The organism is Mesobacillus campisalis (assembly GCF_000986785.1).
Lineage (GTDB): Bacteria > Bacillota > Bacilli > Bacillales > Cytobacillaceae > Mesobacillus_B > Mesobacillus_B campisalis.
The window spans coordinates 156465-171821 of the sequence record NZ_LAYY01000007.1 but is presented as its reverse complement, the minus strand read 5'-3'; the positions used below and the strand labels follow the sequence as shown (position 1 = coordinate 171821).

The 15357-nt window shown below is 46.1% G+C and carries 16 protein-coding genes; 5 read left to right on the top strand and 11 right to left on the bottom strand.

All coding sequences use genetic code 11. The features are described 5' to 3' along the window. Positions 1-75: 75 nt before the first annotated feature. Together WQ57_RS08375 and WQ57_RS26590 are read right to left on the bottom strand one after the other, a co-directional pair. A complete protein-coding gene (locus WQ57_RS08375; protein WP_046523290.1) occupies positions 76-897 on the bottom strand; it encodes a DUF2935 domain-containing protein in 822 nt (273 codons plus the stop codon). A 165-nt stretch (positions 898-1062) separates the two neighbouring features. Continuing rightward, positions 1063-1233, bottom strand: coding sequence for a hypothetical protein (locus WQ57_RS26590; RefSeq protein ID WP_156183090.1), 171 nt, complete (start codon positions 1231-1233; stop codon positions 1063-1065). Positions 1234-1463: 230 nt separating this feature from the next. Here WQ57_RS26590 and WQ57_RS08370 point away from each other — a divergent pair, with 230 nt between their 5' ends. Continuing rightward, positions 1464-2459: a glycosyltransferase family 4 protein gene (locus WQ57_RS08370; RefSeq protein WP_046523289.1), complete on the top strand. Its 996-nt coding sequence runs from the start codon at positions 1464-1466 to the stop codon at positions 2457-2459. Between the two features lie 81 nt (positions 2460-2540). Then, positions 2541-3101, top strand: a complete 561-nt coding sequence (locus WQ57_RS08365) for a polysaccharide deacetylase family protein (RefSeq protein ID WP_046523359.1) — start codon at positions 2541-2543, stop codon at positions 3099-3101. A gap of 33 nt (positions 3102-3134) precedes the next feature. On the opposite strand, the gene crcB (WQ57_RS08360) is transcribed toward WQ57_RS08365, so the two are convergent. From crcB (WQ57_RS08360) to WQ57_RS08340, 5 genes are all read right to left on the bottom strand, one after another. After that, positions 3135-3494, bottom strand: a complete 360-nt coding sequence (gene crcB, locus WQ57_RS08360; protein WP_046523288.1) for a fluoride efflux transporter CrcB — start codon at positions 3492-3494, stop codon at positions 3135-3137. Next, complete coding sequence (crcB, locus tag WQ57_RS08355) at positions 3491-3871, bottom strand: fluoride efflux transporter CrcB (protein ID WP_046523287.1); 381 nt, start codon at positions 3869-3871, stop codon at positions 3491-3493. The genes crcB (WQ57_RS08360) and crcB (WQ57_RS08355) overlap by 4 nt, the downstream gene beginning before the upstream one ends. Before the next feature lie 3 nt (positions 3872-3874). Then, a complete protein-coding gene (locus WQ57_RS08350) occupies positions 3875-4567 on the bottom strand; it encodes a Type 1 glutamine amidotransferase-like domain-containing protein (protein WP_046523286.1) in 693 nt (230 codons plus the stop codon). A 65-nt stretch (positions 4568-4632) separates the two neighbouring features. Beyond that, positions 4633-5874, bottom strand: a complete 1242-nt coding sequence (locus WQ57_RS08345) for a cysteine desulfurase-like protein (protein WP_046523285.1) — start codon at positions 5872-5874, stop codon at positions 4633-4635. Between the two features lie 215 nt (positions 5875-6089). Beyond that, entirely contained in the window at positions 6090-6767 is a 678-nt protein-coding gene (locus tag WQ57_RS08340) for a lysozyme family protein (protein WP_046523284.1), read from the bottom strand. A 209-nt stretch (positions 6768-6976) separates the two neighbouring features. On the opposite strand from WQ57_RS08340, the gene WQ57_RS08335 reads away from it, so the two are divergent. After that, positions 6977-8365 (top strand): MFS transporter, encoded by a 1389-nt coding sequence (locus WQ57_RS08335; RefSeq protein WP_052948688.1) that lies wholly within the window; start codon positions 6977-6979, stop codon positions 8363-8365. 44 nt (positions 8366-8409) lie between these two features. Here WQ57_RS08335 and WQ57_RS08330 read toward each other — a convergent pair whose 3' ends face one another. Continuing rightward, positions 8410-9168: a uracil-DNA glycosylase family protein gene (locus tag WQ57_RS08330; RefSeq protein ID WP_046523283.1), complete on the bottom strand. Its 759-nt coding sequence runs from the start codon at positions 9166-9168 to the stop codon at positions 8410-8412. Positions 9169-9346: 178 nt separating this feature from the next. Here WQ57_RS08330 and WQ57_RS08325 point away from each other — a divergent pair, with 178 nt between their 5' ends. Next, positions 9347-9535, top strand: a complete 189-nt coding sequence (locus tag WQ57_RS08325; protein ID WP_156183089.1) for a hypothetical protein — start codon at positions 9347-9349, stop codon at positions 9533-9535. Between the two features lie 142 nt (positions 9536-9677). Here the strand turns inward: WQ57_RS08325 and WQ57_RS08320 are convergent, their stop codons facing one another. Continuing rightward, complete coding sequence (locus tag WQ57_RS08320; protein ID WP_052948687.1) at positions 9678-12170, bottom strand: cytochrome P450; 2493 nt, start codon at positions 12168-12170, stop codon at positions 9678-9680. Between the two features lie 65 nt (positions 12171-12235). Next, positions 12236-12811 (bottom strand): TetR/AcrR family transcriptional regulator, encoded by a 576-nt coding sequence (locus WQ57_RS08315; protein ID WP_046523281.1) that lies wholly within the window; start codon positions 12809-12811, stop codon positions 12236-12238. A gap of 260 nt (positions 12812-13071) precedes the next feature. On the opposite strand from WQ57_RS08315, the gene WQ57_RS08310 reads away from it, so the two are divergent. Then, on the top strand, positions 13072-13314 hold the full coding sequence (locus tag WQ57_RS08310; protein ID WP_046523280.1) for a DUF2164 domain-containing protein: 243 nt from the start codon (positions 13072-13074) through the stop codon (positions 13312-13314). A 305-nt stretch (positions 13315-13619) separates the two neighbouring features. On the opposite strand, the gene cysI is transcribed toward WQ57_RS08310, so the two are convergent. Further along, positions 13620-15341 (bottom strand): assimilatory sulfite reductase (NADPH) hemoprotein subunit, encoded by a 1722-nt coding sequence (cysI, locus tag WQ57_RS08305; protein WP_046523279.1) that lies wholly within the window; start codon positions 15339-15341, stop codon positions 13620-13622. Between the last annotated feature and the right edge of the window lie 16 nt (positions 15342-15357).

Sequence of the window (15357 nt, the reverse complement as noted above, 5' to 3'; positions counted from 1 at the left end):
GGAGGGAATCTATTCTGCATAAGATACATCCACCGCCTTGGCATCAAAAAAAGCAGCATCCAGCTGGATGCTGCCTTACCTGAAAGATGGCTTTGTTAATGTACATGGGGGATAGTCTATATCGGGTGCATAGTGGCTAAGCTTTATCAAAAAATAGCATGCTTCCGGAAAATGATGCTCAAGAAAACGCAATGTCCCTTGATTAAGAACTTCATCGTTTTTATACAAATAGACTATTTTCTCCACATTCTGTGTAAGCCCAAGCACTGCAAGAGCTACATCTTTGGCAAAGCGCAGCTGGATAGGAAACCCTTCCTCCGCAAAGCGCAAATATCCTTTTATTGCTTCATTCTTTACAATGAATGCTTGAAAGGTTTGCATGAAGCCCCTTGTTTCATTGACCAGGTGAGACTCCACTCCATCAAGTGTACGGACTAGCAGCGCCGCATGGCCAGCCTGATCTTCCAGCCAGAGATCCATCAAATCAACAAGCGGAAGAATCGGCGGCTCCTGGCCATTCACATAATAACCCAGCATTCGTAAGTACTCCTGATTTTCTCCCAGCGTTCCATTCAAATAGGTAGGCGTTAAATTAAGGTTCACTTTGTTTTCCAGCCTTAACTGCTGCAAATGGCCCTCAAACTGATAATATCCGTAAGCAACCGGATAAATTTCCCGTGCTATGGTAATCATCTCCACCGAGGCTGCGGGTGCATTTTCAGGGAGCAACCTTAACCGTCCCCTCAGATTGCTGAAAAGGGCAATATATTGCTTTGCCATATTAAAAAACTGTTTCTCACTTGCCGATATGAAATCCCGGATAAAATAGGCATGGTCTTCCAGTACTTCAAGCCAAAACGAATGCTCCTGAAGGGCCGTGACACTTTGGACACTCACATGCTTTCCCTCCTGCAATAAAAAGCTTTTTTATTAACCTTATGACCAGGAGCATGTAAGCAGACCAGTTTGATGAACGCCATCGTTTTTAGCTTGGCCACCTGCTGTACAGGTTAGGCAAATGAAAAAACAGCCTGGCACCATGGCCAGGCTGTTCCCTCTCCCTTAATAAGAGTCCGAATCGACTCTCGATGACGTAATATCCCGATAAGGCATGATGATCTTTTTTGCTTCTTCAAAATCCAGCGCCTGTGTTTCTTCCATAAATCTTGTAATGGCTTCATCCGGATATCCATATTCTCGCAGAAGCAGATCCAGTTTGTCCTTGTTATCCATTTTGACCTCCCAGTAACCCGTGATGGCCCTAGTCTTCCACATATAATCTGTATTATGTTAGAAGTCGTTTCTGGATTTTTAATGAAGTATAGCCCCTTTTTTATACAAAATGTTTTATCTTTTCCCGTTCACGCGATTCTGTAGTATACTAACGTAATCAAGAATTGCATCTGGCTGAAAAGACTGTCAAAAATTTTTTAGCCCTAGAGAGAAATTAAGGAAGTGACTCAGTGAAGGTTGTTTTAGCCACCCCGAACTTTCATCAGCAGCGAGGCAATACTGTGACGGTACAGCGAATTGCAGAAAAACTAAAACATCACGGTGTCGAGACAGAAATCGTCTCCATTACCGAAAATAGGAAGTACATGTCTTTTCCTCAGGCAGACTTGGTACACGGTTTCCACGCTTACCTTTTTTATAAATTCAAAGAAAGATTACACATTAAAATTGATTCTTATATTATCACGATAACTGGAACTGACTTGAATCATGATTTATTCCATCCTGGAAGGCGTGAGGATGTGATTGCTTCAGTCCGTGACGCAAAAGCCGTGCATGTCTTTTCCGAAAAAGCGAAACATCTGCTCCTCGCAGAAATACCGGATATCGCCTCAAAAGTATTTGTCATTCAGCAGGGAATTACTGAGTTTGGGGAAAGCCATCAGGCTAAAAGTAAGGAAGATGGCATAGTTCAGTTTTTTTTTCCGGCTGGCATCAGAAAGGTGAAAAATATCCCCTTTGCCATTAATGCATTAAAACAACTTCATAATGAATTTCCTTTTATCCGTCTTCTGCTGGCCGGGCCGATCATTGAGCCGGAAGAAGGCGAAATGGTGAAAGAGCTCATTGCGGAAAACAGCAGCTGGGCAGAATACATTGGCCAAGTCCCGCACAGCAAAATGGGCCCATTGTACAAAAAGGCAGATGTCGTGCTGAACACCTCCCACTCGGAGGGACAATCAACCGCCATTATAGAAGCCATGGCTTCCGGGGTTCCGGTATTGGTCTCTGGGAATGACGGCAATCTCAGCCTCGTAACCCATGATGAAACTGGCTATGTTTACAGGGAGGAAACAGACTTTCTTCACCTCGCCCGCCGCCTTATTACCGAAGAAAAGACCAGGAGCAGGCTGGGAAACAGAGCCCGGGAGCATATTTCCACCAACCATGGCAAACGGGATGAAGCCGAAGCGCTAATCAGCCTTTATAGGATGGCATTAAAATAAAAAGGAGGTTTTTATATGCAAAAAAGCCCATGAGTGGTAGACAGTTCGAGGGTCGTGTACCACTCAAAAAATGAACAGGTTATGACAGCAAAAAAAGGGTCAAAAAAGTCGGTCGTTCTGACATTCGATGACGGCCCCGGAAGAGTTCTTCCCTCTCTCCTTGACATATTGTCAAAAGAAAAGGTCCCGGCCGCATTTTTCTGGCAATCGCGACTGCTTTTCCCGCAGCGTCCGTGGAAAAGGGTATTGGACGAAGGGCATCAAATCGGCACACATTCCACAAAGCATGTAAATCTTTCCAAGCTTTCTTTTAATGAGCAGTACACTGACATTGCTGGCAGTGTCGAAAAACTTGAAAACATTACAGGCAAGGAGATTGCCTACTTCCGGCCTCCGTTCGGACAATACAACAACGATACTCTGGCTGTAGCCGAAAGTCTTAACCTCGTTCCCGTCATGTGGAGGATTTCCTCCATGGACTGGGAACTAAAAAACAATCCGGAACAAATCATTGATAATGTGATCCAACATCTTGAGGACGGGGCAATCATCCTCCTTCACGAACTTCCGCAGACACTCAAGGCCTTGCCAAACCTTATTAGGGAGATCAGGGCCAGAGGTTATCAGTTCACAAGCCTATAAGGAAAAAAGCAGGGGAGCTCCCTGCTTTTTTCCTTATAGGTATAGCCCCAGGCCAGCTGCCAACAGTCCCAGGATGACAGTGATAACGATATAACTTGCTGCCACAAGCCATTTTTTGGCCTTAAGCAGTTCTATTACTTCATAACCAAAGGTCGACATCGTCGTATATGCGCCGCAAAAACCTATCCCCAGAAAAAACCAAATCCAGGCCGAAAGGGAATTTTCTACTTGAAGCTTTAGCAGCACACCTAACAAATAAGAACCAGTTATATTGATGATAAAGGTGCCAAGAGGAAAGGAACCAAATCTATTAAAGTGTTTCTTGACAAAGGCACCTAGGAAATACCGAGCGGCAGCACCCAGGGACCCGCCAAGTCCGATCAGCCAAATCATCCTGTTTTCCCCTTCAAGCGATTTCCTGCAGCACTCTTATAACCCAGAAAGGAAAAAACAATCCCCATCACAATACTCAATAATATGTACAGCAAGGCTCCAGGCAGCGATTCTCCCGCCAGCACAGCTGTTTCACCGGCAAAAGTCGAAAAAGTCGTAAACGAGCCAGTGAATCCTGTGCCAATCATTAATGCCACTTCAGGTTGGATTGTCCCTCTTTGGCTGGAATACGTGAGAAACCAGCCCAGAAAAAAGCAGCCAGCCAGATTGACCAGCAGAGTCCCAAAAGGGAAACTGCCCACAGAAATCCATTCTCCAAGGACATAACGGCAAATGGATCCGACGAAACCTCCGGCCATTATATATAGCGCATTCATATTCTACCCACCCAAATATTGTGTCTCAAGTTCCCGCTCGAATATCTTTCCATCATACCAAACTTCATACGCTTTGGCATTATGACGCGAGCTGACGATTTTGCTTATCCCCTCGTCAATATAATGTACGGCTGCCCCGTCATCTGCCGCCATTCCGCGCCGGATTTGTGAGGACACAAGCCTGTGGTAAGCAGGCCGTCTTTCAGTTTGGCCATCATAGTGGGGGCAATGGCTTCCTTTCAAAAAACCAAGACCAGTAATGGGCTCCAATTGGTCCCCGTAAGAATCGGTCACACCTTCCTCAAACCAGCAAAGAGATCCCGCACTCAATCCTGCCAAAACAATCCCTTGTTCCCAGGCTTTCTTGAGAATGGCATCCACACCCCACTCCCGCCAAAGCGCGAGCATGTTTTTCGTATTTCCTCCTCCGACATACAAGATATCCTTCTGCAGCAAGAAGCTCTCCAGGTCACGTGTAGGAGGTCTGAACAAAGATAAATGGGACGGCTCACAATGCTCCTTATCAAAAAAAGCGTAAAATTTAGCGATATAGCCCTCGGCATCACCGCTGGCTGTAGGGATAAAGCAAATTTTGGGCTTAGGTTTTGAGGACTGTTTCAATATGTACTGGTCCAGCAGGGGGTTTTCCGGCTCCATCGAAAAACCGCCGCCTCCCATTGCAACGATTTGCTTCACGTTTTTCTCCTGCCTTTAATTGTTTGTTTTTATTCAACCAGGACAGCTGGTGCCTTCCCGGTCACTTATCTGTTTAAGGGGTGCATCATTATTATCTTTACTGCGTTTACAAACTTCTCTGCCTCTTCAACAGTATTATACGGAGCCATGCCTGCCCGAATCCATCCGCCGCTATCTATCACATCCAGACGCTGCGCCAGTGTCGTTGCGTAAAAATGGCCATCTGCCACGAAAATGCCCTGTTCCTCCGCCATCCGCTTACAAAAATCGGACGGCAGGATTCCTTCCGCCTGAAAGGCAATGGTAGGCGTTTTAGGTACCTCTGCTGCTGCCTGATAGACTATGATTCCAGGAATGTTCCCCAGTCCTTCACGGATGACATGGGCCAGTTTGTTCTCATGCTTTTCAATAGCCTGATAGCCAGAAAGAATTCTTTTCCGTCTGGTTTCTCCGCTGCCAAGACTTTCTATAAATTCAATGGCCGGCTTGACTGCCGAAATGGCTGAAAAATTTTGCGTTCCTGTTTCAAGCTTGTCGGGAATATAGTCAGGTGCAGGCTGTAGTTTATATGGCCTTAGGGTAGCAAACAGCTCCTTGCGGCTAACCGCTATTCCCACATGTGGCCCGAAAAACTTGTAAGCCGAACAAAGCAGTATATCTGCACCCAGCTTTTCCCGATCTACTGCAAAATGTGGAACCGCATGCACGGCGTCCATTACAACAAGCGCCCCTGATAATTTGGCACGCTGGACAATTTTATCCACAGCTGGTATCGTGCCTATTGCATTGGAAGCAAGAGTGACAGCGACAAGAACGGTTTTTTCATTGATCACGGCATCCAGATTCGTTAAGTCCAGTGTCAGGGTTTCAGGATTGACTCTTAGCCAGCGCACTTTCACTCCTTTTTCCATGGCAGCCGAAAGCCATGGATCCACATTGCAGCGGTGATCCAATTCCGAAAGGACAATCTCATCGCCCTCCTTCCAATCCCTGCTCAGCGAACGGGCTATGGCAAAAGCCAGCGATGTCGAGTTTTGCCCAAAAGCTACCTCTTCTGCCCTTGCTCCCAGCAGGTCGGCAACGATTTCCCTCGATTGCTGGATATACTCCTCCGTTTCACGGCTGCTCGGAAATTGGCCATGGAGGTTAGCTCCTCCATGGCTCATATACCTAACAATCGCATCAATTGATCCCTGTACCACCTGCGATCCCCCAGGTCCATCAAAATAGACAGCACTCCTGCCATTATAGGTGCGGTCCAGTGCCGGGAACTGGTTCCTAATCTGGTCAATTTGATACAAAGCCATATCGTTGCCCCCTTTTCAGAAAAATACTACATGTAAACTATTCTCATTGAAAATAGCAAATCCCTTTAATTCTTTCATTTTTTTCCTGCAACCCCTTATCCTATCCTTTTCACTGCGTAGGTAATCCGTATGCATATTTTTCCTTTTCAACAGAAAAACAGTGCCCGTAATGGAAACGGCACTGTTTTTTACCTAAAACATTTTAAATAATTATCCTAGAATGAACTTTCCTGGGTCTCTACCCCTGCATTAACAGCCTGGGTGAACCCGATTCTTTCCATATGGTCTGCCACCTTTGTGCTGTAACTAAAGTCACCATAACAATATGGATACCGAAAATTGCTTTTATCGCCGCCACAATTATAGGTTTCCGGGTTTTTATTTACCTGGATCATCGAAAACTGCTTGGCCAGTTCCTCGCTGTGCCTGCCGCCTCTTTCCGCAATAAAGTCAATATATCCCAGTCCCATATTGTAAGCCTGGACAATAGTTGGAAAATCAACGTTCTTTTCATTGCCTCGTGCTACAGCACGCTGGAAATGTTTCACACCATATTTGATGCTAAGCTGTGGGTCCTGAATCGAATTTGGAGCCATACCGGCCGATTCCGATGATTGCATCGGGTCACCGCCCTTTCCCTTGCTTTCCTGATGCATGACAGCAGCCAGCAAGACAGTATGCTCTTCCAATCCAACACTGCGCAGTTCCCTTTCCAAAAGAGGCGTATATTTTGCCACCTCGCCAAACTCACCGCTTTGAGTCGGTCCTGAATCCAATTGACGGCGATCATATAAATCTACGAAATTATTAAATAAAACAATCAAGAAAAAAGCACCGAACGCCAGCATTGCTACTCTAAAATTCCTTTGAATCTGCTTCGTCTTGCCTTTCATTCCGTTTGTCCTTTCATGATCAAATAAATTAAACTGAACACGATTTATTTTACCATAATCCCGCAGTGCAGGCTTATTCGGAAGCAGAGCGAGACACCTAAAGACAACAGAAAATATAGAATTATCAGAATTAATGGTGTACACTAGTAACATACCAAACGGTTAGTATTTTCTGAGAGAAGGCACAATTCTGATTGGGGGGAGAAAAAATGTTACCGGAGAAACAATTGCAAATACCTGCCAAAGCTTTGGAGGTAGAAAAACCGGGTCATAAAGAAATGTTAAGCTATGGATTTGGATTTTTTGGCGTTATCCTGGTCTGGACCTTGGTTGGAACTTTTTTGACGTTTTATTATACTGATGTAGCCGGAATTTCTGCGGGGGTAGTAGGTACACTTATGCTTGTTGCCCGTCTGTTTGATGGCGTGACCGACATCGGGATGGGAGCATTAGTGGACCGAACAAAAACAAGACACGGCAAGGCGCGCCCGTGGGTAATGTGGATGGGTATCCCGCTAGGTGTTTCAACTATTCTGCTTTTTTCCGTTCCTGACCTCAGTTCCAGTGGTAAAATCGTATACGCCTATACCACTTATATCTTGCTAATTCTTGTGTATACCATGATATCAATTCCTTACAAAACCCTGCTTGGTCTGATGACCCAGGACCCAAATGGGCGATCGATGCTGAATATCTACACCGGCATTTTCACAATGCTTAGTACCTTAATCATCACCACACTTGCCCAGCCGGTGGCAAGTGCCATCGGCGGTAAAATGGGGTGGTCCGTTGTTGCCGGAATCAGTGCCCTTGCTATCATCATCGCAAGCTTTATTGCATTCGCATCAACTAAGGAAAGAGTCACTTCGGCGGTTAGAGTTAACAACTATGTTCCGCTAAAAACCGGACTGACAAGTTTAATAAGTAATAAATATTGGTTGATTATCACTCTTTATTGCGTCATTGCCTATACGCTGAACGCGCTTTTATCGGGAGCAGGACTCTACTATGCTACATATATCCTCGGCAACACAGGGTACTTCTCATTGATTGGCCTGGTGCTGTTTTTTCCAACCATGGTCGGTTTCTTCATCATGCCAAAGCTTTTGGGCAAATTCGGAAAACGTAATCTGGCTTTAGCCGTTTCGATTATCGGTATTTTTGGTTCTCTCGTTAAACTGATTGACCCGGCAAGCCTTCCTCTATTTCTAACCGGTACAATTGTACAGGGATTTGGGTTGATTCCCATTATCATGTTTTTATATGCCATGATAAATGATACCGCGGAATACGGAGAGTGGAAATTTGGAGTAAGGACAGAAGGATTGGTGAACAGTGCCGCAAGCTTCGGTATGAAGGTTGGAGCTGGGCTCGGCGGAGCCTTGATTGGGTGGCTGCTAATGTTTGGCGGGTATGTCGGCGGCGCGGAACAGCAAACCGAATTAGCAACCACCATGATTTTGGCACTTGGCATTTATTTGCCTCTATTACTCTCCATTTTACAGACCGTGCTGATGTGGATGTACAAGCTGGACAAGCATTATCCACAGATACTCGCAGATTTGCAGCTAAGAAGACTAAAAGCAGATAAAAAGTAAATCAAAAAGCAGGGGCCTTATCGTCTCTGCTTTCTCTTTCCTCTCTATGAAAGAGCTACTGTTATAAAGTATTTATCTATTTGATTGGCCATCGGTTCTTTATTCTCCCTGAATCGGCGGTGACGGTGGCCGTTTCCGCCTGAAGGGTGCTGAAATCCGCGTATAATCCGACTCCCGTCCAGGGAATGATGGTCAACCAAATATTGCATGACCCTGCTAACATTCCCACCAAGAGGGATAATCAGCGGGGAATCCAGTCGGGCGATATCCCTGGCGAAATTATCTAAAGCATATTTCCTTAAAAAATCGGTCTTCAAGATGTCCGGTCTTGAGCCATTAAAATTCCGGCCACGGAAAAATACCGCATGCGGAAGCAGTGAAGTATTATAAACCAAATGACTTGCGGTGCCAAATAATTCACTTGTTGAATAAATTCCCAAAGGGGCATGGAGCCCAAGCTCATCCAGCATCTTCACCAGATTCTTGCGCATGCTCCCTTCAAAACTCGCCTTTCTTTTCACCTCATGAAGGAGCTCCTCATTATTAAGCCCGCTATTCCGGCACTCCAACACAGCAGAATAGGCTTTTTTCATTTGATGAAGTCCTGGAGTAATCCCTACAATCACTACCTTGGCGTTTTCATTCAAATAATCAAAAGGCGTGTAGTAGATTTCCAGTTGTTTCTCCAAATCGCGTTCGAGAAGAAACCGATCATCTAAAAGGTCTTCCTCTGCCACAGGCAAAGAAAGGGATAAAATTTTTTCTTTGTACTTGTAAAATAGTGCATTGGTGACGATGGCCATAATATCCTCCCAGCAGTTCCCGTCGTTATTTGCAAAATGCCGATGAAAATTTTTGATTGCCTTAATAATTTGGTGAGAAATGTAGAGAAGTTTTTCACTTTCAATGCAGGAAAAACCTCCACCTTTTAATAATAAGTAAGTAGACTTACAGGTAATGAATAAGCGAAAGGTGGTAAAAATGATGGCCACGGAATTGAATCTCCAGCAGCTGGTGGAAATACTGCCGAAGTCCTTATTGAATGCATCTGATCGAGATTTGGAAGGCTTCCAGAAAATCATTGAAGAAACCGTAAAACTAAGAGAAGGGCACCGAAATCTGCAGCGGATGATTAAAAGCTTTTCCACCTCGACCATTCAGCGCACTTAATAAGAACATCACCTACGGAAAGGCTCAGGCGCCTTTCCATTGTTTTTCACCTTTAGATATAATTCATGGGCAGAAACCCTTATTATCCTGCTCAAGCAATTCGCAAAAAATCCAGCCGGCTGACCGCCGGCTGGATTTTATTTTACACCGTACATAAACTCTCCTTGTTTGTTTCACTATATAACTTCGCCTCAAATGGAGCCGACAGGGCAACAAACTCTTCAAACGACACCTCACAGGCTTCGTACTTTTCCACTAGGTCCAGCATTGTAACATTACTGGCAATAATGCGTACTTCATAGGCATCATCCTGGATCATTTCCTCCAGCTCCCTCTTATGCGGCGGACAGACTGTAAGGCTTGCGAGCCGGGCTATTTGCTGCTTTGTGGCAGGCCGCTGAAGGTCGAGGCACTGGGTGATGAGATCGTAAAGATTCATTGGGGTTTCCAGTGGCAAATGCTTCAGGCTGGCTCCGTTTGCTTTCAAAATGGCTGGTGCATTTCCATTTAGCCTAAAACGCTTAAGTACACGTATGACATCTTCTGGTGTGTTTCCAGAAAGAATAGCCACCTGGTGCACAGCGCGCTGTGAAAGAATCTCTTCTAAATCCCTTCCATCCAGCTGTTGAACATATCCCACTGCCTCATGACGGGCAGGACTGTCCCCCAAAACCTTAATGCTCAACCCTTGAGGGGCTGCGGGCTCCCCGCCCTGAAACTCGAGGCCGAACGTACCCAACGCATCCTTGATAATCTGCTTTTTCCACCTATCAAGCTGCCTTTCAAAATCGCCGCTGGCATCCCCTTCACCCCGGACGCTAAAGCGTTCTGCGCCAAGCTTGGCCAGCTGCTGGTCAATATGGGACGGCACATTCTGGTACGTGCTGGCCCAGTTTCTATCGCCGCACCCAAACACAGCATACTTAACACCATTTAGCGTTCCCGGTTCCAGGTCATCAAGCCACTTCACAAACTTGCGGGCATTTTTAGGAGGCTTTCCATTATAGGAAGAAGTGACAATCAATACGGCTCCATTCTTGGGAATTTGGCCCACTTTGCTATCAAGCGGAGCTGCTTCGCTTGGGATTCCCATCTCACTTGCCCTGTTAGCCAGATTTTTGGCAATTTCCTCAGCCGTTCCCATGTTGCTGCCATAAAGGACCAAAAGGGAAGTTTGATCTGCCCCCTTGATTTTGATTTCTTGTCTGGCCGTTTTTTTCCCTGCTTCCCTATCAGCTGAAACGGGAACCATCTCAAGGCTGTTTTGGTTCCGCAAATTGACACTCATTGTAAAATTATCAGGTTTTAAGGTCATCGTTTGTTTTATTTTCAGCACATAACTCGATTGATCGACCAATTGAAAATGTTTTAAAATCATGCCAATCAGCAGAGTTGCTTCATGCATGGCAAATTGCATCCCTATGCAGGCCCGCTGGCCATTGCCAAAAGGCTTGAAAGCATCATGAGGCACTTTGCCTGGATCGGCAAAACGCTCCGGCCGGAAATCTTCGGCATCCTCTCCCCATGCTTCCTTGTCCCTGTGTAGTTCTGGAAGGAGCACAACCACGTTTTGACGCTTTTTAATAGGATACTGGTTTCCCAGAACCATATCCTCCTTAGCATAAAGGGTGAATTGCGGGGCTGTAGGATACAGCCGCAGGGACTCATTTAAAATCATTTTGATATATTTAAGTTCCAGCACCTGCTTAAAGGTAGGGACAGGCCCGCTAACGACAGCATCCACTTCTTCGTAGGCCTTCTTAAGCACTTCCGGATGTTTCAGCATAAAGTATAGAGCAAAAGACAATAACCCGCTTGTCGTTTCATGGCCGGCAATGAGGAAAGTGATGATCTGGTAGCGTATGTTTTGGTCATCCAGCTGCTCGCCTGTCTGTGGGTCTTTTGCACTCAGCATTCTGGCCAGCAGGTCTGTTTCCCCCTGATCGCCTTTTGCCCTTCGATCGGCGATCAATTTGTCCACAAGTGCAAACATTTCCTTTACATCCCGATCGAACTGTTTCTTTTTCGAGAACATTAGCTGGTTTTGAATTGGCATGCGCGTGCTTTGGTGCATCGCCTCATCCAGGGAGCGAACCATGTTCAGGATGAACGGATGATGGCCCTCGCGGTAGAAACTGTTGAACCGGTAGTTAAATCCGCATAAGCCAATTGTATCAAGAGTAAGTTTGGTCATATCATCTGCCACATCAATGCTCTCTCCAGGATTTAGCCGCGCCCATTTCTGCACAAGCTGGAGGGCGATGTCCACCATCATGGAATGGTAGCCTTTCATGGCCTGCTGGCTGAAGGAAGGAACCAATATGTTATGCGCCTTTTGCCAATTGGGCTCCTGTGTTTTGCCGGTGAACAAGCCATCTCCCGCAAAAGCGCGGACAAAACTTAGTCCCCCGGCAAGGCTTTTATCAAATTTGCTGTCATCACAAACCTCCGCAGCCCATTTATGGCCGCTAACGAATATGGTCGAAAATCCTCCAAAAAACTCAAACCGGTAAATAGGTCCCAAATCCTTTGCAATCTGGCAAAACGACAGCGTGGGCGCCTCCTTATCAAGCAAGGGCACATTCCCAAGCGGCCCATACTTTTTCGGCTGCGGTATTACCTTCAGCTTTTCCATACTAAAATCTCCCCCAAAATTTCTATTTCTGCTAGCTGTTCACAGCATAATTAGTGCTGATATCCCTACTGTTCTTCCTGATTGCCAGCAATCCCGTACAAAAGAAAATGAGCCATTTCCTCGGCCATGTTCTCTCCCGGATTGCCAGCCTGAAGCTGACCCTGGATTTTTTGGTAATTGAGGATCGACCAGATCGCACTGGTGATCCCGAGTTCGTAAATAAGTGTTTGCTGCGGCAGTAAGTCTCCCTTGCGAAATTTTTTTATCAGCTGCTCCATTCTTAGGTCCTTTGTGTAAATCTGTTCTACAAACATTTGAGCAATTTCAGGATGATGGAGCGATTCCTTGAAAAGAATATTAAAGCTGTCGAGGTTGTTACGAACCAATTCGACTCTCGCTTCCACTACATCCCTGGCGGAAGGCTCGATGCTGCTTTCCGGCTTAGCCGGCAACGAGGGGGTAATACAGGCAAGCAAAATTTCTTTTTTGCTTTTAAAATGCTTGTAAAGAGCGGCTTCGGAAACGCCTACGCGCCTGGCAATTTCTGATGTGGTTGCACCATTGTACCCACGCTGTGCAAAAAGGCTCCTCGCCTCGTGGATGATTCTTTCCTTTGTATCCATTTTTACCTTAGTAGACATTAGTTCCACATTCTTTCCAGTTAGTGATTACTTACTAACAAATTTAAACTATTACAAAAATTAACACAATACATATTCTTTAGCCAAATTTCGACACATATGGCTGAAATCTACGTTTGAATCGATTTTAATTAAATACGCTGGCCAGATATTTAAACTAGAAGTGGTCTGCCATAGAAGCAGAAAAAATACCAGCCTGTATTTTGCCAAGTATTCATACTATAGTAATTGTAGATTAGCTAAAGAGAGGTGTGTTTAACTTGTTTTATAAATTGACAAAAGAGCAGCAGCAGACCATGATTTCCGATATTCAAACCTTCTTTTCGCAAGAAAGAGACGAGGAAATTACCGAGTTTGCCGCGGAAAGAGTTCTGGATTTCATTAAGGAATCACTTGCTCCCCATTTCTATAATGCGGCCGTCCAGGATGCCAGGAAGGTATTGGAACAGCAATATGCATCAATGGAGGATGAAATCCTTACCCTTGAGAGGCCAGTGAAATAGCTTGTAAGATTCTATTTTCAAAAATGAAAGTGGTATTGTAGATCATTCGGCCTGGGAGCCTCCCTCTTCCTCGGGTGATGTCCGAATGCGGGGCTCTTTCGGACTTGGAGCCTAGTTTTTCCTCGAGGCCTTTCCGAATACGAGGCTCTTTCGGACTTGAAGCCTCCCTTTTCCTCGGGTCCTGTCCGAATACCACCTTGCTCAAACCAGACCACTTCCCAGCCCCACTAAAAAAATCAGAATAAAAAAAGGCTGCCAAGTTTCTCGGCAGCCTTATCCAGGTTTTTCTTCCTGTTTAATTCTTATCAATCATGAAAATTGGTACCATCAGTGGTGGCTTTAATGATGCCAACGCGAATGACGAAATCGCCAAAATACTCTCCTGGCTGTCTTTCTTTCGCATAGCGCGGCAAAATAGAGCGCAGCTCCTTTAGAATCTCATCTTCGCCAATGTTTTCACGATACATTTTGCTCAGGCGGGAGCCGTCAAAGGCAGCGCCAAGATACATATTATACTTGCCTGGCGCCTTCCCAATGAAGCCGATTTCTGCAAGCGCGTGGCGGGCGCAGCCATTCGGACATCCAGTCATGCGAATCGTGATTTCCTGCTGGCGCAGCCCGTTTTCATCGATAATCTCGTCAATCTTATCAATCAGTTTAGGCAGGTAGCGTTCTGCTTCAGCCATCGCCAGCCCGCAAGTCGGCAAGGCAACGCACGCGATGGAACTTCGGCGCAGAGCGGAATGCTGGCTGCCATCGTCAATGCCATATTGTTCCAGCAAAGAAATGATCTGCTTCTTTTTCTGTGCGGTCACATTTCCAATGATCAGGTTCTGGTTGGCCGTCAGCCGGAAATCTCCATTATGGATTTTGGCAATTTCACGCATGCCGGTCTTCAGCTTAAAGTGTTCGAAATCGGCCACCCGGCCTCCTTCAATAAACATGGTGAAATGCCATTTTCCTTTTAGGCCCTTCACCCAGCCATAGCGGTCGCCATTGTGGTCGAAGTGATACGATCTCGCTTCCTCCAGATTCCAGCCAAGACGGCTCTCAAGCTCGGCTTTGACATTCTCCAAGCCCAGGCGGTCCACCGTATACTTGAAACGGGCGTTTTTGCGGGAAGAGCGGTTTCCATAGTCACGCTGAATCGTGATTACCTTTTCAGCCACATCATAAATCTGCTCTGGCGTGCAGAAGCCGATGATTTTCGCAAGCTGCGGATAGGTCTCCCTGTCGCCATGGCTCATTCCCATGCCGCCGCCAATTGCCACGTTGAAGCCAACCAGCCGGCCATCTTCGACAATCGCAATGAAGCCAAGATCCTGCGAGAACACATCCACATCATTTTCAGGCGGAACGGCGATCCCAATCTTGAATTTCCGAGGCAGGTACAACGGACCGTACATCGGTTCGGTTTCTTCATCCACTTCAGGCGACCCTGCCACTTTTTCCTCATCCAGCCAGATTTCATGGTATGCCCTGGTACGAGGCAGTAAATCGTCACTCAGCTTCCTTGACCATTCATAAACCTCGGAATGGATTTCCGACTGATGCGGATTCACCGTACACATCACGTTCCGGTTGACATCACCGCAAGCAGCGATGGTGTCGAGCATAACGTTATTAATGGCCTGGATTGTGTTCTTCATGTTCCACTTCAGGATGCCGTGCATCTGGAATGTCTCGCGTGTTGTCAATTTGAGCGTGCCATTCCCGTATTTGTCAGCCAGCTCATCCATGACAAGCCATTGCGATGGTGTTGCCACCCCTCCTGGAAGCCGGACACGGAGCATAAATTGGTAGGCAGGCTCTAGCTTTTGCTTCTGGCGCTCATTGCGCAGGTCGCGATCGTCCTGCAAGTAACTGCCATGATGCTTCATCAAACGATTGTCATCATCTGGAATCCCCGCACTGATCCGGTCGAGCATGACCTCCTTCAAGGTGCCCCGCAAGTAATTGCTTCGTTCTTTGATTCCTTCCACATCGCTTGGCGGTCCTTCTGGTGCTGTTAATTTTGGGTTCACCATGTTGAATTATAACTCC

Bases quoted from the DNA above. Each gene is read 5' to 3' on its own strand.
- WQ57_RS08345 (WP_046523285.1), bottom strand. From the start codon at position 5,874: ATGGCTTTGTATCAAATTGACCAGATTAGGAACCAGTTCCCGGCACTG.
- cysI (WP_046523279.1), bottom strand. From the start codon at position 15,341: ATGGTGAACCCAAAATTAACAGCACCAGAAGGACCGCCAAGCGATGTG.
- WQ57_RS08335 (WP_052948688.1), top strand. From the start codon at position 6,977: ATGTTACCGGAGAAACAATTGCAAATACCTGCCAAAGCTTTGGAGGTA.
- WQ57_RS08365 (WP_046523359.1), top strand. From the start codon at position 2,541: ATGACAGCAAAAAAAGGGTCAAAAAAGTCGGTCGTTCTGACATTCGAT.
- WQ57_RS08325 (WP_156183089.1), top strand. From the start codon at position 9,347: ATGATGGCCACGGAATTGAATCTCCAGCAGCTGGTGGAAATACTGCCG.
- crcB (WP_046523287.1), bottom strand. From the start codon at position 3,871: ATGAATGCGCTATATATAATGGCCGGAGGTTTCGTCGGATCCATTTGC.
- WQ57_RS08330 (WP_046523283.1), bottom strand. From the start codon at position 9,168: ATGGCCATCGTCACCAATGCACTATTTTACAAGTACAAAGAAAAAATT.
- WQ57_RS08320 (WP_052948687.1), bottom strand. From the start codon at position 12,170: ATGGAAAAGCTGAAGGTAATACCGCAGCCGAAAAAGTATGGGCCGCTT.
- WQ57_RS08315 (WP_046523281.1), bottom strand. From the start codon at position 12,811: ATGTCTACTAAGGTAAAAATGGATACAAAGGAAAGAATCATCCACGAG.
- WQ57_RS08340 (WP_046523284.1), bottom strand. From the start codon at position 6,767: ATGAAAGGCAAGACGAAGCAGATTCAAAGGAATTTTAGAGTAGCAATG.
- crcB (WP_046523288.1), bottom strand. From the start codon at position 3,494: ATGATTTGGCTGATCGGACTTGGCGGGTCCCTGGGTGCTGCCGCTCGG.
- WQ57_RS26590 (WP_156183090.1), bottom strand. From the start codon at position 1,233: ATGGATAACAAGGACAAACTGGATCTGCTTCTGCGAGAATATGGATAT.